This is a genomic window from Kaistia sp. SLG-1 (assembly GCF_059699055.1).
Window position 1 is genome coordinate 3,023,810 of the sequence record NZ_AP048544.1, and the last position, 24,925, is coordinate 3,048,734.

The 24,925-nt window shown below is 66.6% G+C and carries 22 protein-coding genes; 6 read left to right on the plus strand and 16 right to left on the minus strand.

Features of this window, described 5'->3' with window-relative positions; genetic code table 11:
• The first annotated feature begins 42 nt into the window (after positions 1-42).
• Positions 43-318, plus strand: a complete 276-nt coding sequence (locus AC6HZP_RS13710) for a hypothetical protein (protein ID WP_201404075.1) — start codon at positions 43-45, stop codon at positions 316-318.
• A gap of 3 nt (positions 319-321) precedes the next feature.
• On the opposite strand, the gene AC6HZP_RS13715 is transcribed toward AC6HZP_RS13710, so the two are convergent.
• The 3 genes from AC6HZP_RS13715 to ltnD all read right to left on the minus strand — a co-directional run bounded on the left by AC6HZP_RS13715 (position 322) and on the right by ltnD (position 3,182).
• A complete protein-coding gene (locus AC6HZP_RS13715; RefSeq protein ID WP_497523320.1) occupies positions 322-1,326 on the minus strand; it encodes a LacI family DNA-binding transcriptional regulator in 1,005 nt (334 codons plus the stop codon).
• A gap of 91 nt (positions 1,327-1,417) precedes the next feature.
• Entirely contained in the window at positions 1,418-2,194 is a 777-nt protein-coding gene (gene otnI, locus AC6HZP_RS13720; protein ID WP_497523321.1) for a 2-oxo-tetronate isomerase, read from the minus strand.
• 7 nt (positions 2,195-2,201) lie between these two features.
• A complete protein-coding gene (gene ltnD / locus AC6HZP_RS13725; RefSeq protein WP_497523322.1) occupies positions 2,202-3,182 on the minus strand; it encodes an L-threonate dehydrogenase in 981 nt (326 codons plus the stop codon).
• A gap of 354 nt (positions 3,183-3,536) precedes the next feature.
• Between ltnD and otnK the strand changes: the two genes are divergently transcribed.
• Positions 3,537-4,805 (plus strand): 3-oxo-tetronate kinase, encoded by a 1,269-nt coding sequence (gene otnK / locus AC6HZP_RS13730; RefSeq protein WP_497523323.1) that lies wholly within the window; start codon positions 3,537-3,539, stop codon positions 4,803-4,805.
• A complete protein-coding gene (otnC, locus tag AC6HZP_RS13735; protein WP_201404080.1) occupies positions 4,802-5,449 on the plus strand; it encodes a 3-oxo-tetronate 4-phosphate decarboxylase in 648 nt (215 codons plus the stop codon). Before otnK ends, otnC begins: the two co-directional genes overlap by 4 nt.
• 28 nt (positions 5,450-5,477) lie before the next feature.
• On the opposite strand, the gene AC6HZP_RS13740 is transcribed toward otnC, so the two are convergent.
• The gene (locus tag AC6HZP_RS13740) at positions 5,478-5,987 is read right to left on the minus strand and encodes a hypothetical protein (protein WP_497523324.1); all 510 of its coding nucleotides are present in this window, start codon (positions 5,985-5,987) and stop codon (positions 5,478-5,480) included.
• Positions 5,988-6,199: 212 nt separating this feature from the next.
• On the opposite strand from AC6HZP_RS13740, the gene AC6HZP_RS13745 reads away from it, so the two are divergent.
• Positions 6,200-6,334 (plus strand): hypothetical protein, encoded by a 135-nt coding sequence (locus tag AC6HZP_RS13745; RefSeq protein ID WP_256434804.1) that lies wholly within the window; start codon positions 6,200-6,202, stop codon positions 6,332-6,334.
• Positions 6,335-6,361: 27 nt separating this feature from the next.
• On the opposite strand, the gene AC6HZP_RS13750 is transcribed toward AC6HZP_RS13745, so the two are convergent.
• From AC6HZP_RS13750 to AC6HZP_RS13765, 4 genes are all read right to left on the minus strand, one after another.
• On the minus strand, positions 6,362-7,651 hold the full coding sequence (locus tag AC6HZP_RS13750; protein ID WP_497523325.1) for a D-tagatose-bisphosphate aldolase, class II, non-catalytic subunit: 1,290 nt from the start codon (positions 7,649-7,651) through the stop codon (positions 6,362-6,364).
• Positions 7,648-8,607, minus strand: a complete 960-nt coding sequence (locus AC6HZP_RS13755; RefSeq protein ID WP_497523326.1) for a tagatose kinase — start codon at positions 8,605-8,607, stop codon at positions 7,648-7,650. The genes AC6HZP_RS13750 and AC6HZP_RS13755 overlap by 4 nt, the downstream gene beginning before the upstream one ends.
• 61 nt (positions 8,608-8,668) lie before the next feature.
• Positions 8,669-9,901 (minus strand): ROK family transcriptional regulator, encoded by a 1,233-nt coding sequence (locus AC6HZP_RS13760; RefSeq protein ID WP_497523327.1) that lies wholly within the window; start codon positions 9,899-9,901, stop codon positions 8,669-8,671.
• A 384-nt stretch (positions 9,902-10,285) separates the two neighbouring features.
• On the minus strand, positions 10,286-11,170 hold the full coding sequence (locus tag AC6HZP_RS13765) for a sugar phosphate isomerase/epimerase family protein (RefSeq protein ID WP_497523328.1): 885 nt from the start codon (positions 11,168-11,170) through the stop codon (positions 10,286-10,288).
• An 877-nt stretch (positions 11,171-12,047) separates the two neighbouring features.
• Here AC6HZP_RS13765 and AC6HZP_RS13770 point away from each other — a divergent pair.
• Positions 12,048-12,503: a VOC family protein gene (locus tag AC6HZP_RS13770; RefSeq protein ID WP_244669941.1), complete on the plus strand. Its 456-nt coding sequence runs from the start codon at positions 12,048-12,050 to the stop codon at positions 12,501-12,503.
• 106 nt (positions 12,504-12,609) lie between these two features.
• Here the strand turns inward: AC6HZP_RS13770 and AC6HZP_RS13775 are convergent, their stop codons facing one another.
• The 8 genes from AC6HZP_RS13775 to AC6HZP_RS13810 all read right to left on the minus strand — a co-directional run bounded on the left by AC6HZP_RS13775 (position 12,610) and on the right by AC6HZP_RS13810 (position 23,769).
• Positions 12,610-13,512 (minus strand): HNH endonuclease, encoded by a 903-nt coding sequence (locus tag AC6HZP_RS13775; RefSeq protein WP_497523329.1) that lies wholly within the window; start codon positions 13,510-13,512, stop codon positions 12,610-12,612.
• 267 nt (positions 13,513-13,779) lie between these two features.
• A complete protein-coding gene (locus AC6HZP_RS13780; protein ID WP_497523330.1) occupies positions 13,780-14,826 on the minus strand; it encodes a quaternary amine ABC transporter ATP-binding protein in 1,047 nt (348 codons plus the stop codon).
• Positions 14,826-15,695 carry an ABC transporter permease gene (locus AC6HZP_RS13785; RefSeq protein WP_497523331.1) on the minus strand — a complete coding sequence of 290 codons (870 nt, stop codon included), beginning with the start codon at positions 15,693-15,695 and terminating at the stop codon, positions 14,826-14,828. The genes AC6HZP_RS13780 and AC6HZP_RS13785 overlap by 1 nt, the downstream gene beginning before the upstream one ends.
• Positions 15,696-15,860: 165 nt before the next feature.
• The gene (locus AC6HZP_RS13790; RefSeq protein WP_497523332.1) at positions 15,861-16,907 is read right to left on the minus strand and encodes a glycine betaine ABC transporter substrate-binding protein; all 1,047 of its coding nucleotides are present in this window, start codon (positions 16,905-16,907) and stop codon (positions 15,861-15,863) included.
• Between the two features lie 550 nt (positions 16,908-17,457).
• Positions 17,458-20,571 (minus strand): efflux RND transporter permease subunit, encoded by a 3,114-nt coding sequence (locus tag AC6HZP_RS13795; RefSeq protein WP_497523333.1) that lies wholly within the window; start codon positions 20,569-20,571, stop codon positions 17,458-17,460.
• Positions 20,572-20,609: 38 nt separating this feature from the next.
• Positions 20,610-21,740 (minus strand): efflux RND transporter periplasmic adaptor subunit, encoded by a 1,131-nt coding sequence (locus tag AC6HZP_RS13800; protein ID WP_497523334.1) that lies wholly within the window; start codon positions 21,738-21,740, stop codon positions 20,610-20,612.
• A gap of 303 nt (positions 21,741-22,043) precedes the next feature.
• Positions 22,044-23,183, minus strand: a complete 1,140-nt coding sequence (locus AC6HZP_RS13805; protein ID WP_497523335.1) for an MBL fold metallo-hydrolase — start codon at positions 23,181-23,183, stop codon at positions 22,044-22,046.
• 40 nt (positions 23,184-23,223) lie between these two features.
• Complete coding sequence (locus tag AC6HZP_RS13810) at positions 23,224-23,769, minus strand: TetR/AcrR family transcriptional regulator (protein WP_497523336.1); 546 nt, start codon at positions 23,767-23,769, stop codon at positions 23,224-23,226.
• Positions 23,770-24,067: 298 nt separating this feature from the next.
• Here AC6HZP_RS13810 and AC6HZP_RS13815 point away from each other — a divergent pair, with 298 nt between their 5' ends.
• A complete protein-coding gene (locus tag AC6HZP_RS13815) occupies positions 24,068-24,892 on the plus strand; it encodes an SDR family NAD(P)-dependent oxidoreductase (RefSeq protein ID WP_497523337.1) in 825 nt (274 codons plus the stop codon).
• The last annotated feature ends 33 nt before the right edge of the window (positions 24,893-24,925 follow it).

Below are 24,925 nucleotides of genomic sequence, written 5' to 3' on the forward strand. Positions count from 1 at the left end.
GGAATCCTCGTTTGTGTCACGCCAAAAGCCGGAGCCGGTTCGATGAAGTCTGTCCAGATCGCCGCCGCCACGCTGCTCCCGACGCTCGTGCTGGTCCCGACGCTCGCCAGCGCGGCGATGCTGGAGCGGCAGGCCGGCCGGGTCATCCGCGCCGCCGGCCATTGGTGCGACCGGGTCAGCAATCTCGCCGTCAACAACAAGGTCTCGACGCCGGCGCGCCGCGTCGTGCGCGTCACCTGCGACGACGGCACGCGCTACGTCCAGTACGACCTCGTGCTCACGCCGGACAACAAGGTCCGCTCGATCGAGAAGCAATAGGCCTCAGGCCGTCGCGCCCTCAATGATCTCGTAGCCGGTGTCGCGGATGGTCGGCACGCCGGGATGCTCGGGCACTTCCAGGATCATCTCGGCCGCCGTCTTGCCGATCAGGAAGCGATTGGAGCGGATGGTCGAGAGCGGCTGCGGCAGCGCCTGGCCGATATCGAGGCCATTGAAGCCGAACAAAGCGAGATCCTCGCGCAGCCGGATGCCGGCAGCGAAGCAGTGGAAGACGCCGCCGACTGCCATGTCGTCATTGGAGAAGACGACGGCGTCGAGATCGCGATGCCGGGCGAGCAATTGCCCGAGCAGCTCGCGCCCCGCCATCGTCGAGCTCGGCGCGTCGGCGGCGATCTCGCCGACGAGCGACAGCCCGACCTCCGCCAGCCCCTGCCGGAGGCCCTCATAGCGGCGCGCGGCGCGCAGGTCGCGGCTGCGGTCATGGCCGACATAGCCGAAGCGCCTGTAGCCGCGCCGATAGAGATGGAGCGCGGTATCGATGCCCGCCTGCCGGTGCGACATGCCGACGGCGATGTCGAGCGGCGTCGCGTCGATATCCATCAGCTCGGCGACGCGCACGCCGGACCGCTTCAGCATCTCGACGGTATAGGCCGTGTGATTGAGGCCGGAGAGGATCATCGCGGCGGGCTGCCAGGAGAGCAGCGAGGCGACCAGCTGCTCCTCGACCTCCTCGTCATAATCCGTGACGCCGACGACCGGCTGATAGCCGGACGAGGCGAGCGAGGCATGGATGCCGCGCAGCACGTCCGGGAACACGATGTTCGACAGCGACGGCAGCACGACGCCGATCAGGTTGGAGCCCGAAGAGGCGAGCGTGCCGGCGACGCGATTCGGCACGTATCCCATCTCGCGGACGACGGCGAGCACGCGCTCGCGCGTCTTCTCGGCGACCGAGGCCTTGTTGCGCAGCACGCGGGAGACCGTGATTTCGCTCACTTCCGCGCGAAGGGCCACATCGGCCAGCGTGTAGGAATTCTTCACGTTCATGGATGCGCCGCTTCCCGACCCGAGCCGCCCGCCAATGCCGGACATGGCTCAATATCACGGAATCGGCATCCATGTCGGACCCCGCCAGGCGTCAGCGCAGCGTTGTCTTCTGCATCCAGCCGAGCCCGTCCAGCGTCGCGCCGGCGGGGCGGTATTCGCAGCCGACGAAACCGTCATAGCCCAGCGCGTCGAGCCGGTCGAAAATCCGGAAATCGTCGAGCTCGCCGGTGCCCGGCTCGTTGCGGAGCGGCACGGAGGCGATCTGGACGTGGCCGACGATCGGCAACAAGGCTTCGAGGCCGCGCGTGACGTCGCCATGCAGGATCTGGCGGTGGTAGATGTCGAACTGCAGCTTGAGATTGGGAAGGCCGAGCTCGGCGATGATCGCCGCCGCCGTGCCGAAATCGTTCATGAAATAGCCCGGCATGTCGCGCCGGTTGATCGGCTCCAGCACGATGTCGATGCCGTGCGGCGCGAGCGTCTCGCAGGCGAAACGGACGGAATCGCGGTAGCGCGCGCCGGCCTCCGCCGAATCGCTCGGCGCCAGGCCCGACATCAGGTGCAGTCGCTTGACGCCCGTCGCCAGCGCATAGTCGAGCGCCTTGGCGACGGACGCCTGGAACTCCTCCTGCCGGCCGGGCAGCGCCGCGATGCCGCGCTCGCCGGCCGCCCAGTCGCCGGGCGGCAGGTTGAACAGCGCCTGTTCCAGCCCGGCCGCCTTCAACCGGGCGGCGATGTCGTCCGGCGAAAAATCATAGGGAAACAGGAACTCGACCGCCTGGAAGCCCGCATCAGCGGCGGCGGCGAAGCGATCGAGGAACGACCACTCGTTGAACATCATCGAGAGATTGGCGGCAAAACGGGGCATTGCGGGGTCAGTCCTTGGAGGGGGAATTCGGCGATCCGGGCAGCTCGATGCCGGCGATCTGCGCATAGAGGCGGGCGACCGAGGCATCGTCATCCTTGCCCATGCCGGCCGCCGCCGTCATCAGGAACATCTGCAGCGCCGACGAGGCGATCGGCGTCGCGAATTTATCGGTTCGCGAGATGTCGGCGATGATGCCGAGATCCTTGGTGAAGATCTCGACGGCGCTCCTCGGCGTATAATCGCCCTCGAGCACATGCGGAATGCGGTTTTCGAACATCCAGGAATTGCCTGCCGAGGCGGTGATCACCTCATAGACCCGCTCGATATCGAGGCCGAGCCGCTTGGCGAAGACGATCGCCTCGGAGGCGGCGGCGATATGAACACCCGCCAGCAACTGATTGACGATCTTGAAGGAAGCGCCGATGCCCGCCTCGTCGCCGAGCAGGTAGAGCTTGGCCGAGAGCGCGTCGAGGACGGTGCGGGACCGATCGATCGCGGCGGGCGGACCGGAGACGAGCATGGTCAGCGCGCCCTCGGCCGCGCGCACCGCGCCGCCCGAGATCGGGGCGTCGACATAGTGCCGGCCGCTCGCCGTCACAGCTTCCGCGAGGGCGCGCGCCCGCTCCGGCGCCATGGTGGCGCAGGAGATTATGACGGCATCCGGCCTGGCCGAACTGAGCAGGCCGCCCTCGCCGAGCAGCACCTGCTGCGTCTGGTCAGCATTGACGACGACGAGGACGAGGACGTCAGCCTCGGCCGCCGCCTCGGCCAGCGACGCGGCGCCGGTCCCGTGCTCGGCCGCGAACCTCGCCACGACCTCCGGCCGGGTGTCATAGCCGGTGACGGCGAAGCCGGCCCGCGCCAGCGATTGCGCCATGCCATATCCCATCGAGCCAAGCCCAATGACGGAAACCCGCGGCTTATCCTTCGTCGTCACCCTGACATCCTTTCGGGCCCGGTACGGGCCGTCTCGTCGCCTCGCCGGCATCGTCCGCCTGTCCTGTGGTTCGACATTGCAGACAAAACCGACACAAAAGACGTATGACAGCGCTGTCATCAAACGTTGCGAAATCCGCATGACAGCGCTAACAATAATCACTATTGCCGAGACGGCTTGGTGCCCGTCAAGCCTGGGAGGTCGAAAAAATGCCTTGCGCCGCAGCATGGCCGGAGCCGCCGGCTCCGCGGAACCGGCTGTCGTCCGGACGCCCGGATCGCGGTTTCGCCGTGGTCGCCCCCCTTGCCCGCCCTGCCCTCGACCGCCGTGTCCGGCCCGGCCTGCCTTCTTCTCCCCACGTCCGCGCTCCGGCGCGCGTCTGATTCCACTGCAAGGACCTTCCGCATGCTGCTTGGATGCATCGCCGACGATTTGACCGGCGCCACCGACCTCTCGCTGATGCTCTCCCGCGAGGGACTGCGCACGGTGCAGAGCACCGGCCTGCCCGAGGACGACCTCGACCTCACCGGCGTCGACGCGCTCGTCATCGCGCTGAAATCGCGCACCATTCCGGCGGCCGACGCCGTGGCACAGTCGCTCGCAGCGGCCGACTGGCTGCTCGCGCATGGCGCCAGGCGGCTGTTCTTCAAATACTGCTCGACCTTCGATTCGACCGATGAGGGCAATATCGGCCGGGTGGCGGAAGCGCTGCTGAAGCGGCTCGGTGCCGATTTCACCATCGCCTGCCCCGCCTTCCCGGCGACCGGCCGCTCGATCTACCAGGGCCATCTCTTCGTCAACGGCGTGCCGCTCGACGAGAGCAGCATGCGCGACCATCCGCTGACGCCGATGCGCGATTCCGATCTCCGCCGCGTGCTGCAGCGGCAGACGGCGCTGCCCGTCGGCCTCGTCGCCTATGCCGATGTCGATGCCGGCGCGGACGCGATCACCGCCGCCTTCGTGCGCGAAAAGGCGGCCGGCAAACGGATCGCCATCGTCGACGCGCTGCAGGACGCGCATCTGCGCGAGATCGGCAAGGCGCTGGTCGATCTGGAGCTGGTCACCGGCGGCTCCGGCATCGCCATCGGCCTGCCGGCCGCCTATCGCGACGCCGGGCTGATCGAGGCGCTCACCCCGCCGGCCACGTCCATCGCCGCGCCGGAAGGCCGTGGCGCCATCCTCGCCGGCTCCTGCTCGGCCGCGACGCGCGGCCAGGTGGAGAGGGCACAGGAGGCCGGCCTGCCGACGCTCCGCATCGATCCGCTGGAGATCGCCTCCGGGAAATTAACGCCGGAAACGGTGATCGAATGGCTCGCCGCGCAGCCGGCCGGGACGACGCCGCTGGTCTATTCGAGCGACGACCCGGCGAGCGTCCGCGCCGTGCAGGAGAAGCTCGGCCGCGACAAGGCCGGGGCGCTGGTCGAGGATCTTCTCGCCGCCGTTGCGGCGGCGCTGCCGGAGAAGGGCTTCACCCGCCTGCTCGTCGCCGGCGGCGAGACGTCTGGCGCCGTCGTCAACGCGCTCGGCGTCAAGGCGCTGTCGATCGGCCCGGAAATCGACCCCGGCGTGCCCTGGACGCGGAGCCGCTCCGGCCCGGATGTTGCGCTAGCGCTCAAATCGGGCAATTTCGGTGCGCCCGATTTCTTCCTCAAGGCCTGGAGTTCCCTGCAGTGAGCGCTTCTTCTTCCAGCGAATCCGCGCTTCGCGAGCGCATCTGCAAGTGCGGCGCGTCGATGTTCCAGCGCGGCCTCACCTTCGGTTCGACCGGCAACATCTCGGTCGCCCTGCCGGATGGCGGCTGGCTGATGACGCCGACCAACGCCTCGCTCGGCGATCTCGACCCGGCCCGGATCTCGAAGATCGACGCCAACGGCAATCATGTCGGCGGCGACAAGCCGACCAAGGAAGCGTTCCTGCACCAGGTGATGTATCGCCAGCGGCCGACCTGCGAGGCCGTCGTGCATCTGCACTCGACCCATTCGGTCGCCGTCTCCTGCCTGCACCGGATCGACGAGCATGACTGCCTGCCGCCGCTCACCGCCTATTACGTGATGCGGGTCGGCCGGCTGCCGCTGGTGCCCTATCACCCGCCGGGCGACGAGAGCCTCGCCAAGGCAGTCGAGAAGCTCGCCGAGAAACACCACGCCGTGCTGCTCGCCAATCACGGCCCGGTCGTCGCGGGAAAGAGCCTGGAAGACGCCATGTATGCGACGGAGGAGCTGGAGGAGACCGCCAAGCTCTTCCTGATGCTGCGCGGCGAGGCGACCCGGCCGCTGACGCCGGAACAGGCCGACGAGCTCCGCAAGCGGTTCGGCTGACGCCGGGCTTCCAATAGCGTCGTCGCGATCAGCCGTTGCCGATGATCTTGCTGGCAAGCAGGATCACGGCATCCCTCGACCCGAAGGCATTCGGGCATTCGCCGGGCTTCATGACGGAGGCCCGGCCGGGCTGCATCCTCTGCATCAGCTTGTCTGCCTCGCAGGCGATCGAGCTTGCGCCCTCCACGCTTCGGAACGGCGAGGGCTTCGGTCTCGGCAGGATGATGATGGTGGCCGCGGAAGCCAGCTTCGGCCGCGGCGACGTCACGGCCAGCGGCGCGCCGTTTCCGATGATCTTGCTCGCGAGAAGCTGGATCTTGCCGACCGCCTCGATGTCGTCGGGCGCGGCCTTGCCGCCCTTGTCCGGCAGGCCGGCCGCATAATAGAGGATCGCGAGGGCCAGATCGCGGTCTGTGACCTTGGCATCCGGCTTGATGTATTCGTCGGCGACCAAGTGCATGTCCCTTGCCAGTGAGGGCGCGGCGCTCAGTCCAGTCAGCAAGATGGCGGCGACGACGGCTTTCAGCATCATGATCACCTCCCGAAGAAGACGTCCGGCCGCGCGTCGCGAGGATCCGACCACGCCGGGCAGACCACGTCTCTACTATGACGCGAAACCGCCCCAAGCTGTGGTCACGACATGTTCACGAGCGCGCTAGCTTCGGTTGCAGCCGAAAGCGCCAATGCACCTTGACTTTACGTCACCTGCGGGATGACCTTCGTCACCGGAAGTTGCGGTGGGAGGACAGCATGAAGCTTGTTTTGGCACTTGTCGTGTTCGCGGGCGTTCTGGCCGGCTGCCAGACCAACCAGTCCAACTCCGGCGGGCTTTCGGGCTGCACGTCGACCGGCGCCGGCGGCACCACGGACGTCATCTGCCCCTGATACCGTCGACGCCCCTCGAAGCGTGATCTAGCCGGCCGTCGCGGCCGGCTCACAGGCGCGCGCGTACAGGGCCAGCACCCGCTCGACGCCGCGCTCGAGGAGCGCTTCGGCGGTGGCAGCGCTCGCGCCGCTCCGGACCGCTTCGGCCTCCTCGGGCAGGAACTGCGCGATCAACGGCTCCGGAATGGTCCGCCCCTTGAGCGTCGTCATCAGCCGCGTCACGGCCTGCTCGGCCTGCTCGTGCGGCCAGTAGTAGCGGATGCGGTCGCTATAGCTGTAGTGGCGCAGCACATGCTGCTCGTCCGACGTGCCCGGATAATAGCGCTGCCAGTTGCCGGGCTCGGAAAGCATCAGCGTTTCCATGGCGTTCGCAAGCGCCCGCCCGCCATAGGCAGCATCGAGCTCGGAGGCGATCAGGTCGAGGCCATAGAGCGTCTGGCGCAGCGCGAAGGTGAGGCCCGGGCCGACCTTGAGGATCGGGAAGCCGTCGCGCACCAGGGCCGCCAGCGCTTCCTCCGGCTGGTAGTCGGTCGAATGCGCCTCGAACACGAATTGCGGCTCGTCCTTCAGCACGGCGACGAGCTCGCGCGCCCGCTCCGGCCGGTAGACGACCACGCTCTCATGGCCGAACTCGACGCCCGGCTGCACCACCAGCCCGATCACCCGGTCGAAAGCGGCATCGAGCCCCTGCTCGGCGAAGACCCGACGATGCGTGGCGATGGTCTTCTTCGCCGCCGCCGCCGAGGTCGGCGGCACGTCGTCGAGCTCGTGCAGCGCGCCGCCCGGCGTTGGCACCTCGGTGCCGATGATGTAGAGCGGCGGCGGCAGGCCGGCGTCGCGGGCCGCCTGCTCGGCGACCTTGGCCAGCCGCGCGGCGCGATGCGCCGTCGTCTCGTCGTCGAGCCCTTCCGGCTCGCCGGCGCAGCCCATCGAGGCATCGAGATGGATCTTGGTGAAGCCGGCGGCGACAAAGGCCGCCACCATCGTCTCCGCCTTGGCGAGCGCCTCTTCAGCCGGGCGCGAGCGCCAGGGATTGGGGCCGAGATGGTCGCCGCCGAGGATCAATCTCGCCGTGTCGAAGCCGACCTCCGCCGCGATACCTTCGACGAAGCGGCGGAAATCGGCCGGCTTCATGCCTGTATAGCCGCCCTCGTGGTTGACCTGATTGCAGGTCGCCTCGATCAGCACGGTGGCGCCGCTCTCGCGCCCCTGCCGCAGGGCGGCCCGGATCACCGACGGATGAGCCGAGCAGACCGAGGTGATGCCGTGCACGCGGCCGGCCTGGTATTCGCGGGCGAGTTGGGCGAGAGGGCTCATCGGGTTTCTCCCACGGGCGTGGCGGCCATGAAGGCGTCGAGTTCGGCGAAGCTGGAGGTGCCTTCCATCGGCCCCTTCACGGTGACGGTGCGCGCGCCGGCCGCGTTGGCGTAGCGCAGCGACTGCTCGACTGACTTGCCGAGACGGCGGGCGACGAGATAGGTGGCGCCAAAGCTGTCGCCGGCGCCGGTCGGGTCGATCTCCTCGACCACAAAACCCGGCACATGGGTCTCGCCATCGCGATCAAAATGGCTGGCGCCGGCCTTGCCGCGCTTCAGCACGATCTCCTTCACGCCGGCGTCGAGCAGGGCGGCGACCGCCCTTCCCTCGTCCGCCTCGCCGGAGAACAGCGCCAGTTCCTCACCGGAAGGCAGGAACAGGTCAGTCGCCTTCAGCACCGCCTCGAACGCCGCCTTGCCAGCGGGGTCGCGCAGCATCTCGACGCGGATGTTGGGATCGAACGACACCGTGCCGCCGCGCGCCTTCAGCGCCGGAATGGAGGCGCTGACCATGGCGTAGACGGCCGGCACCGGCAGGCCCGAGCCCATCACGTGCAGATGGCCGGCCTCGGCGAGCACGGCTTCCGCCTCCGGCGTCGCCGCGATGCGGCCGGCGGCGCTGTCGCGCATGTTGAAGACGAAGTCGCGGCCGCCATCCGGCCGGTAGCGCACGAAGGCGCTGCCGGTCGCCGCACCCGGATGGATGGCGACGGCGGAGATGTCGACGCCGTCGCGCTTCAGCCGTTCGAGATTGACCGTGCCGAAATCATCGTCGCCGACGGCGGAGACGATCGCCGCCGGATGGCCGAGCTTGCCGACCTGGTCGATGAAGATCGCCGGCGCACCGCTCGGGAACGGCCCGATCAGCGTCTGCGCCTCCAGAAAGCCGTGGCCGAGCGTGGTCGCCATGATCTCGACGAGGATCTCGCCGATGGTGACGATCTTGCCTTCAATCATCCTCAGTTCCCTCCCCGGGCTCGTCCGTTGTCCCGGACGAGGATTGCGACGGCGCGGGCCGTCATATCTGAAACAGATGGATCGGTTGGGCGCTCGCATAGATCGCGCTCTCGTCGATCGAGAACATGCGCTGGTGCATGATCAGCGCGCCGCCCAGCGCCGGCCCCTCCAGGCCCAGCCGCGATACCTCGATCTTCGGCATCGGAAAGCCTTCGAGGAATTCGCGCCGCATCGCGGCCTCGACCTCGTCCGCCACGAAGCGGAACAGCTGCGCGACGGAGCCGCCGAGGAGGATCACGCCCGGGTTGAGGACGCTCGACAGCTGGATCAGCCCCATGGCGAGGCCGCCGCCCCATTCCCGGACGGTGCGGATCGCGCTCGCGTCGCCGGCCCCCAGCGCCGCGATCAGCTGGTCGAGGTCGGCGTCGACGGGCGCGCCATGGGCCCGGTAGCGCGCCAGCACGGCGTCCTTGCCGATATAGCTTTCGAGATGGCCGGGCTTGGGCCGGCCGGCGGAGAAACCCTCGCCGCCGACGACGATCTGGCCGAACTCGCCGGCGAAACCCGCCGAACCGCGAAACAGGCGGCCGCCGATGACGATGCCGCCGCCCGCGCCGTTCTCGATCAGCAGGAAGGCGACGGTCTCGGCGCTGTGGGAGGTGTCGCGATAGGTCTCGGCGATGGCAAAGGCGTTGGCGTCGTTCTCGATCGAGATCGGCAGCTCGAGACGCGGGAAACGGGCGGCGAGGCGCGCCGTGATCAGGGCCTTGAGGTCGACGTCGCGCCAGCCGATCATCAGGGCGTTGATGACCTTGCCGTCCGCGTCGAGCAGCGCGGGCAGCGCCAGGCAGAGGCCGCGGATGCGGGTCGCCTCCGGCAGCGCCTCGATCACCTCGGCGATCATCACCGCGAGTTGGTCGAGCCCCGCCTCCAGCGGCTGCTGGAAGACCGGGAACGGCTTTGAGACGCGGCGGATCTCCTGCGCGCAGAGATCGATCGCGACCACCGTCAGCCGGTCGACGCCGATCTCGGCACCGAGGAAGGTAGCGCCGGCCGGGTCGATCTCGATGTTGATGCCGGGACGGCCGGTCTTCGCGGCGCCCTCGCCGCGCCCGCCATCCGGCCGTTCGACGACGAGCGCGTCGGCCATCAGATTGGCGATGATGTTGCCGGTCGTCGACCGGTTGAGCCCGAGCATGCGCGCGAGATCCGCCCGGCTCATGCCGCCGCTGCGAAAGAGCGCGTTAAGCGCCCGGATTTCGTTCAGGTAGCGGACGGACTGAGGCGTTGCCAAGTTCGGTGACTCGTTCTGTAGCGAGGATTCCCTCGGACCGGCCGGGGCGGGTTCGAGGAAGGGCCGGAGAGGAAGCAACCGCTTTTTCCTGGGCGGCGCCGTCTGCCTGATTACTGCGCCCTGTGCCTTTCGAGAAGAGCGCCGGCACTCTTGCTCGCAACGGAAGCCGCGGCGCGAGTGCCCGCGCGATCAGCCACCTTTCAAAATCGACGCGCAATCAATCTTTTGCGGGGTGTTGCGCAGATGTCGCGCGAAAGAACGCGGCGGCAAAGGATGGATGGCAGCCATCGCAGGCGCCATCCATCAAGGTGCGGAACGCCTCCCGGAGGGAGAAACAAAGCGTCCCGTGCAGGGGTAGGGCGGGCCTGAAGCCCTGCCCCTCGATCAGAGCGAGCGCGCGGTGACCGCCTTGCGGGCGGACTCGCCGATGCGGGCCTCGATATAGGCCTTGGCCAGACGCGCGACCTCGACATTGTCCGTCCAGGTGTTGCGCCAGATCGCGCAGGTGATCGACAGGTCCTTGTCGACGACCTCCGTCGAGAAGCTCTCGAAGGTGATCCAGTCCTGGTAGTCGATCTCGAGCAGCGCGTCGAAGATCGCCGGGAAGTTGATCACGCCGGAGCCGAGGAAGCCGCGATTGCTCTCGCCGATGTGGAAATAGCCGAGCTTCTTGCCTGCCGTGCGCAGCGCCTGGACCGGATCCGCTTCCTCGATGTTCATGTGGAAGGTGTCGAGGTGCAGGAAGATGTTGTCGGAGCCGGACTGCTCGATGAAGGCGAGGCCCTGCGCGGTGGTATTGAGCAGATTGCTCTCGAAGCGGTTGACGACCTCGAGGTTCATCGAGACGCCGGCGGCCTTGCCGATGTCGGCGGCGCGGGCGAGTGCGGCGACGCTGTTGTCCCAGCCCTTGCGGGTCGGCAGGCTCTGATACTTGGTGTGGGCGGAGAAGATGATGCCGCCGAGCTTGGAGCCGCCGAGGTCGCGGGTGATCGAGATCGCCTCGGCCAGCAGCGCCTCGCCGCGCTTCACCACGGCCGGATCCTCCGACGAGACGTCGCAATCGAGCGGCAGGCCCATGGTGACGACGACCTTCAGGCCATAGTCCTGCAGGCGCTTGGCGAGCCAGGAAACGTCGAACTTCTTCGGGTCGAGGCGCGGAAACTCGATCAGGCCGTAGCCGAGATCATGCGACTTCTGCATCGCGCCTTCGAGATCTTCCTGCGTCGTGCCGCCGGTCCACACGAACGAATGAATGCCAAGCTTCCTCATCAGCGCTTCCTCATGGTTTTAGCTGGAACCGGCGCCTCCATCGGGCCGGAACTTGGAGCGATTTCTTCATCGCCTATTTGTTGGCAGTAGCAGCAAACAAATTTGGATGCAAGCAGGGGCGCTTGTGGGCCGGCGAAATCTCTCGCCCGGCGCGAGAGGTCGGAGCGAAGAACCGGGCGAGGGGAGGACGCCCGGCCAGATGGGCCGTGCCCCCTCCCCTCGCCCAAGCCTCAGAGCCCTCCAGTCCGATCGGCCCGCCCGGCCATCATCCTGAGGTGCTTCGCGTCAGCGAAGCCTCGAAGGAGGGTCCAGCAGGCACTGCGGTTTGCAGACGAAGTCTGATGGATGCCCCTATCACGAGCGAGCACTGGACCCTCCTTCGAGGCCCGGCTTCGCCGGGCACCTCAGGATGATGGTGGAGTTTTGAGAATACAGCCTGGGAGAAAGGTCGCCGATCGACGGTGCCCCTCAGGATTGCGCAAGCTGCCCTCCAGTCCGATCGACCCGCTCCGCCATCATCCTGAGGTGCTTCGCGTCAGCGAAGCCTCGAAGGAGGGTCCAGCGGGGTACTGCGGTTTGCAGACGAAGTCCGATGAAATGCGCATATCAGGGGCGTTTCCTGGACCCTCCTTCGAGGCCCGGCTTTGCCGGGCACCTCAGGATGATGGGCGAGTTTTGGGAGTGGAGTCCGGGAGGGCACGGTCGCCGATCGACGGTGCCCCTCATGACGATGGCCGCCGGTGCCAACAGACCGCGCCCTACCCTACCGCCTCGACCTTCCCGACGGAAAAATCCACTCCCTGTCGAAAGCCGCCCTCCCCGTTCGTCGTGACGACAGCCGCCGCCGGACGGGCGGGGTTCAGATGGGAGAGACGACATGGATACCAAACCCGACTCGGATGCCAAGACCGAAGAGGCCGTGCAGGCCGGCCCGATGCCAAAGGTGCTGAGCGGCGTGACGCCATATCTTTCCGTCGGCGGCGCCGTGAAGGCCTCGGAATTCTACCAGCGCGCGCTCGGCGCCCGCGAAGTCATGCGCCACCCCGTCGACGACAAGGGGCGCACGATGCACATCCATCTCTACATCAACGACGGCTCGGTGATGCTGTCGGATCCCTACGAGGAATACGGCTATCCGCTGCAGCCGCCGCAGAGCTTCACCCTTCACCTCCAGCTCGATGACGGCATCGACGACTGGTGGAAGCGCGCCGTCGAGAACGGCATGGAAGTCACCATGCCGCTCGAGCTGCAGTTCTGGGGCGACCGCTACGGCCAGCTGCGCGATCCGTTCGGCATCATGTGGTCGTTCGGCGCGCGGCCGCAGAAGGCCTGAGGCGCCGTCGAGAGAAGGGGCGCCCCCGCGCCCCTTCTCTCCCCAGACAGACCCGATCCTTGGCCCGGTTGATGCCCCAACGAACCGCAGGGTGAGGCGCGCCGGATCAGCCCTCGAAGATGTTCTCGCGATGAAAGCGCAGATAGAAGGGATGCGGCCGGAACTCCGGTCGCGCGGGAACGCTGAGTTTTCTTTGCAAGGGCGGCCAGCCCCGCATGTCATCGGCCGTCAGCCGGCTCGCGATCAGGATCGTGTAGTCGTCGGCTATGGAGAGAAGCCCCGCGTCGAAATAGCGATGCACCGAGCGCGCAAGCGCTATCCCGTTGCGAACATCGTCCGGCCCGCCCTGGGCCACGGGCCAGATATGGGCGGCTTCAGCTTCCCATCGTCCATTGCGATCCATCACCCGGCTCCCGGTCATTGCACACCGGTAGTCGTAGGCCGGCATCACGGCCGCGGGAAATGACGGGTCGCGGAACGGGCGCGAAACCAGCCTCTTCTCGATGCGTCGCGCGGGGATGGGCGGCACGTCGTGCACGAAGGCTGTAGGCTCTTCGGCGGCATGCAGAAGCTTCGGATTCGGGAAGATGGTTCGGCCTGGCTTAAGGTGCTGCAACGGTGCACCGGCAGGGGCGGCCGCAAATCCAGCCGCAACGATCCGTTCGAACTCGGGTTTGGGGAGATTGCGAACACCCTGGCTTAACGCCCCACTATTCTTCGATGCGCCCATCTTGCGAAGCGCATTCTCGTAGTAGAGCCCGCCCTCCCGGAAGGGGACTGTCCGACCGAAGTCGCGATAGTCTGCCATCTGCGCAAGATGGAAACCTGGGCGCGAGGGATCGGGATCCATCGACACAACCCGGGCGGCGGCAAAATAGCCGGGTGGGAGAGCCGAGCGCGCCGCCCAGGTGGGTCTGTAGTAGATGATCCAATGGCCGATCGAGGCCTCTGCCTGGTTCAGATAGAGGCTCTTGAACAGATATCGCACCTCGATGCGACCATCGCCCACGCCATTATCATTGGTTGTAAAAATCGAGCTTACAATCATTCAATATGATTGCCCTACCTCTACGGAAGGAGCAAGAGCCTGCACCCTTGGGCGTATTGATTTCTACGTGCGCGAAGATTCGATCCGCCTCGCGTGACCGGATGCAATCACCTTTGCGAGTGTCCGACGCAGCTCGCCTCGCAACGGCGCCGGCCTCGTCTTTCGTGTCGGCGACAAGGGGAGAAGCGGCTTGGCGCCCCTTCCCCCTCGTTTCCGATGCCTGTCCCCTCACCCGACGCCCGGCGTGTGGCGGGCCAGCGCCTTGATCACCTGCTTGGCGGTGACGCGGCCGGTCTGCCGACCCTCGCCGTCGACGACGCCGACCCATTGATGCTCGGCGAAGAGCGGCAACACGTCCTCGCAGCGCGCATCCATCGACACCGATTGCTCGCAGGGCTCGGTCGCGCCGCGCTCCATGATAGAGCGCACATGGATCGCGCGTGCCTTGTTCACCTCGCGCACGAATTCCTCGATGTGCTCGTTGGCGGGGCGGAGCACGATGTCCTCCGGCTTGCCCTCCTGCTGCACGGCGCCGTCTTTCAGCACGGCGATCCGATCGCCGATCTTCAGCGCCTCGTCGAAATCATGCGTGATGAACAAAATCGTCTTGTTGAGCGATTTCTGCAGCGTGATCAGCTCGTCCTGCATGCCGGAGCGGATCAGCGGATCGAGCGCCGAGAACGCCTCATCCATCAGGATGATGTCGGCATCCATGGCGAGCGCCCGCGCCAGGCCGACGCGCTGCTGCTGGCCGCCGGAGAGCTGGCGCGGCTGCGAATTCTCGTAGCCCGAAAGCCCGACCGTCTCGATCCATTTCGCGGCCACGTCGAGCCGCGCCTTGCGCGCGACGCCGCGGACCTCGAGGCCATAGGCGACGTTGTCGATCACTGAGCGATGCGGCATCAGCCCGAACTTCTGGAACACCATCGCCACCTTGGTGCGGCGATAGCGCCGGAGCGCGTCCAGGCTCATCTTCAGCACGTCGTCACCATGCACGAGGATCTCGCCGGCGGTCGGCTCGATCAGCCGGTTGACGTGGCGGATCAGCGTCGACTTGCCGGAGCCGGAGAGCCCCATGACGACGAAGATCTGCCCGGCCGCGATGTCGAGCGAGACATTGTCGAGGCCGACGACATGGTTGGTCTCGGCCTGCACCTCGGCCTTCGATTGTCCTGCCTTGAGCAGCGCCAGCGCGCCCTGCGGATCCGGGCCGAAGATCTTGGTGACGCCGCGCATGGCGATGGCGAGATCGGCATTTCCATTCTGGTCTGCCATTAGCGTGCCTCCTGCAGCCCGATACGGGCCTGCAATTGCCGGCCGAAGGCCTGGGTGATGCGGTCAAAGACGATGGCGAGCGCGACGATGCCGAGGCCGGCGAACAGGCCGCGGCTGACCTCGAGGCGGCCGATGCCCTGCAGCACCTGGTAGCCGAGGCCGCCGGCGCCGATCATCGAGGCGATCACCACCATGGAGAGCGCCATCATCGTCGTCTGGTTGACGCCGGCGAGGATGGTCGGCAGCGCGAGCGGGATCTGCACGCCGAACAGGCGCTGGCGCGGATTGGTGCCGAAGGCGCGGCTCGCCTCCATCACGGCGGGATCGACGGAGCGCAGGCCGAGATCGGTCAGCCGCACCAGCGGCGGCGCGGCATAAACGATGGTCGCGATCAGCGCCGGGATCTTGCCGGGCCCAAAGATCATCACCGTCGGGATCAGGTAGACGAAGCTCGGCAGCGTCTGCATCAGGTCGAGGATAGGCGTGACCAGATGGCGGATGCGGATCGAGCGCGCCATCCAGACGCCGACGGGGATCGAGACGACGATCGCCGTCAGTGTCGCGGAGATCATCAGCGCCATGGTGGTCATGGCGTCCTTCCAGAGGTCCATGATGCCGAGGAACATCAGCGCCGCGAACACGACGGCAGGCAGCTGCCAGCGCCGCGTCGCGAGCCAGGCGATGCTGGTCAAGACGGCGATGATCAGCCACCAGGGCGTCGCGACCAGGAGGTCCTCGATCGCCTTCAGAAGCATGAGGAGCGGATAGGCGGCGGCTTCGAACGTGCCGCCCCAGTAGCGGACGACCCAATTCAGGCCGTCATCGACCGCGCGGCGCCAGGGCCGCGTATCAATCAGTTGCGGAAACAAGATTTGTCTCTTTCTTCAGCCTGCCTCGGATGGGGGAGTTCACGAGGGTTCAGGCGGCGCCCGCCCTGCCCGGCCGAATGGCCGGCGCGCGGGAACAGGCAAAGGAAACGGCCAAACGGAAACGGCCGGGAATGCCCGGCCGTCCGCTCGCCTTGGGAAACGATTTCAGTTGAGGCTGGCCTTGACCTTCTCGGCCACGGCGGCCGGGACCCAGTTGGTCCAGCGGTCTTGCTTGGTCTTCAGGAAGTTCAGCGCGGTGGCGGCCGCATCGGCCTTGTTCTCGTCGCCATAGACGAGGATCTCGCTGATCTCGGCGTTGGTGAGGCCAACCTTCGAGAGATAGGCGGCGACGTTTGGCGCGTCTTCCTTGACCCAGCTCGCGGCGCCGACGACGGCCGGCGACGAGGGATAGGCCGTGATACCCGGCTTGTCGGTGCAGTCGCGGCTGGTGTTGCAGGCGTAGATTTCGGGCTTGGTCTCGCCCAGATCGAGCTGCACGGCGTCGAACTTGCCGAGCACGGCGGTCGGGCCCCAGTAGTAGAACAGGATCGGCTCCTCGCGCGTGAAGGCACGGGCGATCGAGGCGTCGAGCGCGCCGCCGGAGCCGGGCGAGAACAGGTTCCAGCCCTTGTTCTTCATGTCGAGCGCCTCGAACAGGGCGCCGGTCGAGATCTCGCAGGCCCAGCCGGGCGGGCACGAATAGAGGCGACCCTTGCTACTGTCCTCAGGATCCTTGAACAGCTCCGGATGCGCGACGACGTCGGTGACGGCGACGAGATCGGGATGCGCCTTCTGCACGTAGCGGGGAATGAACCATCCCTCGATCGTGCCGTCGGTGATGGCGTCGGCCAGCTCGACGACGGTGCCGTCGGCTTTGCCCTTGGCCCAGGGCTCCAGGATCGTGCTGGTCCAGAGTTCGGGGGCGATCGCCGGGCTGCCGCGCGTCAGCATCGAGGACGATGTCGGCACGGTGTCGCCGGTGACGATCTCGACCTTGCAGCCGAAACCCTTCTCCAGAATGATCGCGTGAATATGCGCCAAGGCGGCCGCGGACGGCCAGGTCATCTCGGCAATGTCGATGGTGCGGTTGGTGCCGCATGTGGCGGCGTCGGCGGTGGGCGTATCAGCGTCCTGGGCAAGCGCGGAATGGCTCGTCGCGGAAAAAAGCGCAACGGCGATCGCGGCGGCAATGCCACCGGATTTGAATATCATTGGATATCACCTCATATCGGTTAATGAACATAACCGTAGGCATTCAATCCAATTGTGTCAAACCAGACAATTTCTTGCCACAAATCGACAACTCACCCAATCAATTCTTAGATCAGAACTGGATAAATGCCTTTCCTCTTGTCAAAACAAGAAACGAGGATTGCGAGCCAACAGGAACCGGATGGATCGGATACAGGCTCGAAGAAAAAATAAATTTCACCCCGCCGAACGAGACCTGACGCACCCTGGCAAATCCCCTCAATCCCGCCGGTTGAGCGCCGAAGCGGACTAGAGGCTCTTCCGCTACGGAATGATCCGGATAAAAACTTGCGCGCCGGCAGGCGCGCCGCCGGCATCGGATCTTGGCCTCCGTGTCTGGCCCGCATTTCAAGAATGGAACCGCGCCGTGAACCCTCCCCTTGAGGGAGGGTCAAGACCGCCTCCAGGCGGTCTTGGGGAGGGGTTCTTTGTCAGTTTTGCCGCAAGCTCCGCGAATTACCCCCTCCCGAAAACGCGAAGGGCGTTTTCGACCTCCCCTCAAGAGGGAGGTTCAAGAAAGAAAACTGGCTTCGACCGGCTTGGCGGCGGAGTCGTCGGGCTTGCCGGCCGCGTCCGGCTCGGCCGACGCCTTGTGGTGCTCGGCCGCGATCAGGAGGTAGACGGCCGGCACGACGAACAGCGTGAACAGGGTGCCGATCGTCAGGCCGCTGGCGATCACCAGCCCCATGTTGAAGCGCGACACCGCCCCTGCCCCGGTCGCGGTGATCAGCGGAATGACGCCGAGCACCATCGCCGCCGTCGTCATCAGGATCGGGCGCAGGCGGATGCCGCAGGCGGCCTCGATCGCCTCGCGCTTCGACTTGCCGGCCTGCTGTTCGGCATTGGCGAATTCGACGATCAGGATGCCATGCTTGCTGATCAGCCCCATCAGCGTCACCAGCCCGACCTCGGTGTAGATGTTGAGGCTGGCGCCGCCGATGCCGACGCTGATGAACAGCAGCGCCCCGGCGATCGACATCGGCACCGACACCAGGATGATGACGGGATCACGGAAACTCTCGAAGAGCGCCGCGAGCGCCAGGTAGATGATGATCAGCGCGAAGCCGAAGGTGACGAGGAAGCCCGAGGATTCCTGGATATATTGCCGCGACAGGCCGCCATAATCGACCGAATAGCCCTGCGGCAGCGTCCGCGCGGCGAGGTCCTGCAGGAATTTGAGCGCGTCCGCCTGCGCCACGCCGGGCGTGGCGACGCCCTGGATCGTCGCGCTGTTCTGCTGCTGGAAGTGGTTGATCGATTCCGGGATGACCTTGGTCGTGATCGAGGCGACCGTCGAAAGCGGGATCGGCACACCGTTCACCACGCCGACATAGTAGTTCATCAGCTGCTGCGGATTGAGCCGGCTCGTCTGCTGGACCTGCGGGATCACCTTGTAGGAGCGGTTGTCGAGGCTGAAATAGTTGACGTAGCCGCCGCCCAGCATCCCGCCCAGCGCCGCGCCGACATCGCTCATGTTGAGGCCGAGCTGGGCTGTCTTGTTGCGGTCGATCTGGACCACGGATTGCGGGCTGTCGATCTTCAGATCCGTGTCGAGGAAGATGAAGAGCCCGCTCTTCAGCGCCGCCTGCAGGAAGCCCTGCGCCACATCGTTCAGGCGCTCGAAGCTGTCGGTCGTGCTCAGCACGAACTGGATGGGCAGGCCCTGGCTGCCGGGCAGCGGCGGCAGCTGGAAGGCGGCCGCGCGCACGCCGGCGATGTTGCTCAGCTGCTGCTGGATTGCCGGCTGGAGCTCGTTGGTGGTGCGGACGCGCTGGTCCCAGGGCGTGAACACCATGCCGGCGATCGAGGTGCTCGGCGCATCGATCTGGAACACATGCGCGGTCTCGGGATAGCCGGCCATGATGCCGTGGACCTGCGCCGAATAGAGCAGCTTCTGCTGCAGGGTGGCGTTGGGCGCCGGCGTCGCCGAGGAGATGATGACGCCCTGGTCCTCCTGCGGCGCCAGCTCGCTCTTGGCGGTCGAATAGAGGAAATAGATGCTGCCGAGGATGATCAGCGCGAAGGTCACGGTAACCGGCAGGTAGCGGAAGCTGCCGTGCAGCCAGCGTTCGTAGCGGTCGCGGATGCGGTTGAACACGCGGTCGATCAGACCGGCGAAGTGATCCTGCCAGCCGCGCCCCTCGGGATCGCGCGCCCGCAGGATGCGCGAGCACATCATCGGCGACAGGGTCAGCGCGACGATCGCCGACATCGTCACCGCGCCCACCAGCGTGAAGGCGAATTCGGTGAACAGCGCGCCGGTCAGCCCGCCCTGGAAGCCGATCGGCACATAGACGGCGACGAGCACCACCGTCATGGCGATGATCGGGCCGCCGAGCTCCCGCGCCGCCGTGATCGCGGCGGGGATCGGCGGCACGCCCTCGTCCAGATGCCGGTTGACGTTCTCGACCACGATGATCGCGTCGTCGACGACCAGCCCGATGGCGAGCACCAGCGCCAGCAGCGTCAGGAGATTGATCGAGAAGCCGAGCGCCAGCATGACCGCGAAGGCGCCGATCAGCGACAGCGGGATGGCGATGGTCGGGATCAGGACAGAGCGCAGCGAGCCGAGGAAGGCGAAGATCACCAGCGTGACGATCACCAGCGCCTCCAAAAGCGTCAGGATCACCTCGCGGATCGAGCTGTTCACGAAATCTGTGGAGTCGTAGACGATGGCGCCGCGCAAGCCCGCCGGAAGCTGGTCGTGGATCTCGGGAAACACGGCGCGGACGCCGGCGATGACGTTGAGCAGGTTGGCGCCGGGCGCCACCTGGATGCCGATATAGACCGCCTGCTTGCCGTCGAAGGCGACCTGCGATTCATAGTCGTCGGCGCCCAGCGAGACATTGGCGACGTCCTTCAACCGGACAATCGCGCCATTCGCCGATTTGACTACCAGATTGCCGAATTCGGTGACGCTGTGCAGGCTGGTCGAGGCGGTCAGATTGACCTCGACCATCTGGCCCTTGGTCGTGCCGAGCCCGGCGATGTAGTCGTTCCGCTGCAGCGCCGCGGCGATGTCGGTCGCCGTCAGATTGTAGGCGGCGAGCTTGGCGGGATCGAGCCAGGCGCGCAGCGCGAAGTTTTGGCCGCCGAGGATTTCGGCCGTCTGCACGCCGGGCACCGCCTGCAGCTTCGGCTGCACGACGCGGGTCAGATAGTCGGTGATCTTGTTGCGCGGCAGCACGTCGCTATCGAAGCCCATATACATGGCGTCGATCGTCTGCCCGACCTTGACGGACAGCACCGGCTGCTGGGTGCCCGAGGGCAGCTGGTTGATGACCGAGGCGACCTTGGTGTTGATCTCGGTCAGCGCCTTGTCGGCATCGTAGTTCAGCCGGAGATAGATGGTGATGATGTTGACGCCGGTCTGGCTGGTCGAGCTCATGTAGTCGATGCCGTTGGCCTGGGCGATGGCGTTCTCCAGCGGCGTGGCGATGAAGCCGGCGATGACGTCGGGATCTGCGCCGTAATAGGTGGTCGTCACGGTGACGACGGTGTTCTCGGTGCGCGGATATTGCAGCACCGGCAGCGAGCCGATGGCGCGGAGCCCCAGCACCAGGATCATCAGGCTGACGACGATCGCCAGCACCGGGCGGCGGATGAAGAGATCGGTGAAGTTCATGGCTCACCTTGCCGGGGCGGACCCGCCGCCCCGCCTGATCATTTGTCGACCGGCTTCGGGTTGGCGTCGTTGGCCGGCTGCACCGTGTTGTCGATCCGCACCGGCGTGCCGTTGCGCAGCTTGAGCTGGCCGGCGGTGACGACGGTTTCGCCTTCCTTGATGCCGTCCAGGATGGCGATCTGGTCGCCGCGCGTCGGGCCGGTCGTGACGAAGGCCTGCCGGGCGACCATCTGAGGCTGGCCCTTGTCGTCCTTGCCCTTGTCGTCGACCAGATAAGCGATGTCGCCGTAGGAATTGTAGGCGATCGCCGTCTGCGGCAGCGTCACGTGGCGCTGCGGCGCCGCCGTCTCGATGTCGACGGTCGCGAACATGCCGGGCAGCAGCAGGAAATCCTTGTTCGCGACCGAGGCGCGGATCAGCACCGTCCGCGTCGCGGTATCGACCTGCGCGTTGATCGACGAGACCTCGCCGTCGAAGATGCGATCGGGAAAGGTATCAACCTTGGCGGTGACGGGCTGCCCCTTGCGGATCGACGCCAGCGCCTGCTGCGGCACGTAGAAATCGACATAGATCGGATCGAGCTGCTGCAGCGTGACGATCGGCGTTCCGGCGGGGAGATACTGGCCGAGATCGACCTGGCGGACGCCGAGCCGGCCGGCGAACGGCGCCTTGACGGACTTGTAGTCGACCAGCGCCTGCTGCTGATCCGCGAGCGACTGCGCGCTCAGCATATTGGCCTTGTCGGTATCGACCTGCTGCTGCGGAATGGCTTGGGTCTTGAGCAGGCGGTTATCGCGCTCATAGACGGTGCGCTGCAGATCGGCGGTCGCCTTCAGCGCGTTCAGATGCGCGATGTCGTCGGAAGCCTCGAGCTGCAGCAGCGGATCGCCCGCCTTGACGTCGGCGCCGGATTCGAAATGCAGCGCCGCGACGATGCCGGGCACCTCGGCGCTGAGATTGGCGCCGTTGACCGCCCGCACGCTGCCGACCGCCTCGAGCGTGGAGCGCCAGTCCTGCGCGGCGGCGACCGTCGTCGAGACCGTCTGCGGCGGGTTGGCGAGCGACGCCATCACCTTCTCGATCATCGACGCCTTGAACAGCTGGAAGCCGAAGACGCCGCCGAGGACGATGCCGGTCAGGACCAGCATGATCACCATGCGCTTGATCATCTCGCCACCTTCGCAACGGTCGGCCCGGCAAGCGCGTTTCGGCGATCGTCGGCGACAGCTGCACATATAAGGCGGCGGCGGCGTGGGTCGAGTTCAGGGGCGCGCACCGCGCCGTTCCCTGATGTCGCAGGGGCGAGCGGCGCCAAGCTGCGAGAGTGCAAGCAAGGCCCTCACCCTACCCTCTCCCGCAGGCGGGCGAGGGTTTTGGCCGGCGCCCTTCAGCTACATCGAGTCTCGGGGAGACGCGCAGGCGATCCCCCTCTCCCGCGAGCGGGAGAGGGTTGGGGTGAGGGTCCCGGAGGCTTACGCGCAGGCGGCCGGCGCGATGCGTTCCTTCGGATCGCCGTTCCGCGTCGCATGGATCGGCGCCTTGGACGCATCGCTCCAGCGCGTATCCGGCCACCAGCGCTCGGTCGGGGCGAAGGGCGCGGCGACCGTCTGCCCCGGCGGCGGCAGGATGACCTTGACCGATTGGCATTGGGCAGCCCGCAGAAGCCGCTCCGCCGGTTCCGTCCAGCTGTGATGCGCCAGCTTGAACAGGCCCCAGTGCACCGGCAGCATGACCTTGCCGCGCACGGCGAGATGGGCGTCGACCGCCAGCTCCGGGCCGAGATGCCAGTCCGGCCAGGTCTCGTCATACTGGCCGGCGTCGATCAGCGTCAGGTCGAACGGCCCCAGCCTCTCGCCGATCTCGGCGAACTGGCTCTGCCAGCCCGTATCGCCCGAATACCAGACGCGATGCTTCGCGCCGGCGATGGCAAAGCCGGCCCAGAGCGTGTTCGACGCGAAGGGCGAGACCCGGCCCGAACCATGCCGCGCGGGCGTCGCCGTCACCGTGATGCCGTCGATTTTGGCCGGCTCCCACCAGTCGATCTCGACGATCCGCTCCGGCGCAATGCCCCAGCGGCGCAGATGCGCGCCGACGCCCAAGGGAACGACGAACCGCGCCGTCATGTTCTTCATGGCGAGGATCGCCGGATAGTCGAGATGATCGTAGTGATCATGCGAGATCAGCACGAGGTCGACCTGGCGCAGGAGATCGGCCGACGGCCCGACATCGAAGAAACGCTTCGGCCCGATGAAGGGGACCGGCGACACGCGCTCGCCGAGGATCGGATCGATCAGGATCTTCTTGCCGTCGAGGGCGAGCAGCATAGAGGAATGGCCGAACCAGGTGATCGCGAACGGCGCGTCCTCGACCGGCACGATCGGCGGCGCCTGGAACGCCCGCGCCGGCGCCGCGTCGGACGTATAACGGAATTCCCGCACCAGGCCGCGCATCGTATCGGTCCAGACGGCCTCGGGATGCCAGAACTTGCCCTTATCGTATTGCTGCGACGTCTCGTACGAGCCCGGCTTGCCGCCGAACACGGCATAGGCGCGGGTGAACCCCGCCCCCAGCAACGTCATCAGGACGACAGCCGCCACGAGTGCATAGATCACGCGCCACCTCCGCATGCGTCGCTCACGAGGGTTGCGTCGTTCACGAGGCGGCGACGGCATCGCAAAGCCGGACGATCATGTTGCAGAGGATCTCGCGATCGTCCGCCAATTCCTTGAAGCCCCGGATCGCGGCGACCATCATCTGGCCCGTCAGATCCGGCTCCGCCCTGCCCGCGTCGACGAGAACTTCCGAGACCATCCGCCCGAACACGATGTGGCTGCGCCGCACCGGCTCGAAGCTGATGTCGAACATGTCCCTGGCGTCCGGGTTGGCCCGGACCAGGTCGAAGCCTTCCAGCGCCCAGGACAGGCAGACATGCCGGAGCTTTGACGCCAGGTCCGGCTCACGCGGGATTTCCTCGGCGAGCTGCGCCAGCTTTCGCGAGACGATGAGATCGATGACCGCGCCGAAGACGTCCCGCTTCTGCAGGAAGCTCGCATAGAGCGTCGGCCGCGAAATGCCGGCGGCGGCGGCGATGTCGCTCATGGTGGTGCGCGCCAGGCCATAGCGGATGAACACCTCGCTCGCGGCCTCGGCAATCTGCTGACGCCGGTCGGCATCGGATCGGGTCTTGGTTTCGGTCATGGATTTTACATATCAACAAAAATTGTAAATTACAATAGGTAGCGGTCGGGGCTGCCGGATCGCCCATGGGTTGAGTCCCGAGCGCCGGTGGTCCGGGCCGGCTGTCCGAGGCCCGGCTCGCCGATCGTGCCGAAAGAGCCCGCGAACCGCGCGAATCGAGCCGGGAAATCGCATCGCGACACACCGGTGATCGACCATCCGCGCATCCCGCTGATCGCCTCGTGATTTGACAAAAATACCAAAAACGTTAAATCGTAAAGGCGATCCCCACCCCTTCAACATCGCTTCGAGGCTCGTCATGACGACTTCCAAGGTTTGGTTCATCACCGGCGCGAGCCGCGGCTTCGGGCGCATCTGGGTCGAGGCGGCGCTTGCCCGCGGCGACAGTGTCGCGGCGGCCGTGCGCAAGACTGCCGCCCTCGACGATCTGGCGCGGCAATATCCCGACACGCTCCAGGTGCTGTCGCTCGACGTCACCGACCGTGACGGCGTCGCCCGGGCCGTCGCCGAGGCGGCGGCGCGCTTCGGCCGCCTCGACGTCGTGCTCAACAATGCCGGCCATGGCTGCATGGGCGCGGTCGAGGAAGTCGCCGCGGAAGACGTCCGCGCCACCTTCGAGACCAACGTCTTCGGCTCGCTCTGGGTGATCCAGGCGGCGCTGCCGCTGCTGCGCGCGCAGGGCTTCGGCCACATCCTGCAGATGTCGAGCGTGGCGGGCGTCGTCGCCCTGCCGACGGCCGGCATCTATGAAGGCGCCAAGTTCGCGGTCGAGGGCATCGTCGAGGCGCTCGCCGGCGAAGTCGAACGGTTCGGCATCAAGGTGACCCTGATCGAGCCGGCCGGCTACGCCACCAGCTTCCTCGAGGGCCCGACGATGAAGCAGGCGACGGAGATCCCCGCCTACAATGTCGTCCGCGAGGAGCTCGCCGAGCGCCTCACCGCCGACCAGCTCGGCGATCCCCGCGCCACGGTGCCGGCGATCCTGAAGCTCGTCGATTCCGACAAGCCGCCGCTCCGGCTGATCCTCGGCGACCTGCTGCCGCTGGTCAAAGACATCTACGCCGACCGCATCCGCACCTGGGAGTCCTGGGAAGACGTCTCCAAGGCGGCGCTCCGCCTCTGATCCGCTTCGTCGCGGCCCGGACTCCTCCCGTCC

Bases quoted from the DNA above. Each gene is read 5' to 3' on its own strand.
- AC6HZP_RS13800 (WP_497523334.1), bottom strand. From the start codon at position 21,740: ATGATCAAGCGCATGGTGATCATGCTGGTCCTGACCGGCATCGTCCTC.
- AC6HZP_RS13810 (WP_497523336.1), bottom strand. From the start codon at position 23,769: ATGACCGAAACCAAGACCCGATCCGATGCCGACCGGCGTCAGCAGATT.
- ltnD (WP_497523322.1), bottom strand. From the start codon at position 3,182: ATGCCGGCGAGGCGACGAGACGGCCCGTACCGGGCCCGAAAGGATGTC.
- AC6HZP_RS13745 (WP_256434804.1), top strand. From the start codon at position 6,200: ATGAAGCTTGTTTTGGCACTTGTCGTGTTCGCGGGCGTTCTGGCCGGC.
- AC6HZP_RS13710 (WP_201404075.1), top strand. From the start codon at position 43: ATGAAGTCTGTCCAGATCGCCGCCGCCACGCTGCTCCCGACGCTCGTG.
- otnK (WP_497523323.1), top strand. From the start codon at position 3,537: ATGCTGCTTGGATGCATCGCCGACGATTTGACCGGCGCCACCGACCTC.
- AC6HZP_RS13755 (WP_497523326.1), bottom strand. From the start codon at position 8,607: ATGATTGAAGGCAAGATCGTCACCATCGGCGAGATCCTCGTCGAGATC.
- AC6HZP_RS13750 (WP_497523325.1), bottom strand. From the start codon at position 7,651: ATGAGCCCTCTCGCCCAACTCGCCCGCGAATACCAGGCCGGCCGCGTG.
- otnI (WP_497523321.1), bottom strand. From the start codon at position 2,194: ATGCCCCGTTTTGCCGCCAATCTCTCGATGATGTTCAACGAGTGGTCG.
- AC6HZP_RS13715 (WP_497523320.1), bottom strand. From the start codon at position 1,326: ATGAACGTGAAGAATTCCTACACGCTGGCCGATGTGGCCCTTCGCGCG.
- AC6HZP_RS13765 (WP_497523328.1), bottom strand. From the start codon at position 11,170: ATGAGGAAGCTTGGCATTCATTCGTTCGTGTGGACCGGCGGCACGACG.
- AC6HZP_RS13790 (WP_497523332.1), bottom strand. From the start codon at position 16,907: ATGATATTCAAATCCGGTGGCATTGCCGCCGCGATCGCCGTTGCGCTT.
- AC6HZP_RS13770 (WP_244669941.1), top strand. From the start codon at position 12,048: ATGGATACCAAACCCGACTCGGATGCCAAGACCGAAGAGGCCGTGCAG.
- AC6HZP_RS13815 (WP_497523337.1), top strand. From the start codon at position 24,068: ATGACGACTTCCAAGGTTTGGTTCATCACCGGCGCGAGCCGCGGCTTC.
- AC6HZP_RS13795 (WP_497523333.1), bottom strand. From the start codon at position 20,571: ATGAACTTCACCGATCTCTTCATCCGCCGCCCGGTGCTGGCGATCGTC.
- AC6HZP_RS13780 (WP_497523330.1), bottom strand. From the start codon at position 14,826: ATGGCAGACCAGAATGGAAATGCCGATCTCGCCATCGCCATGCGCGGC.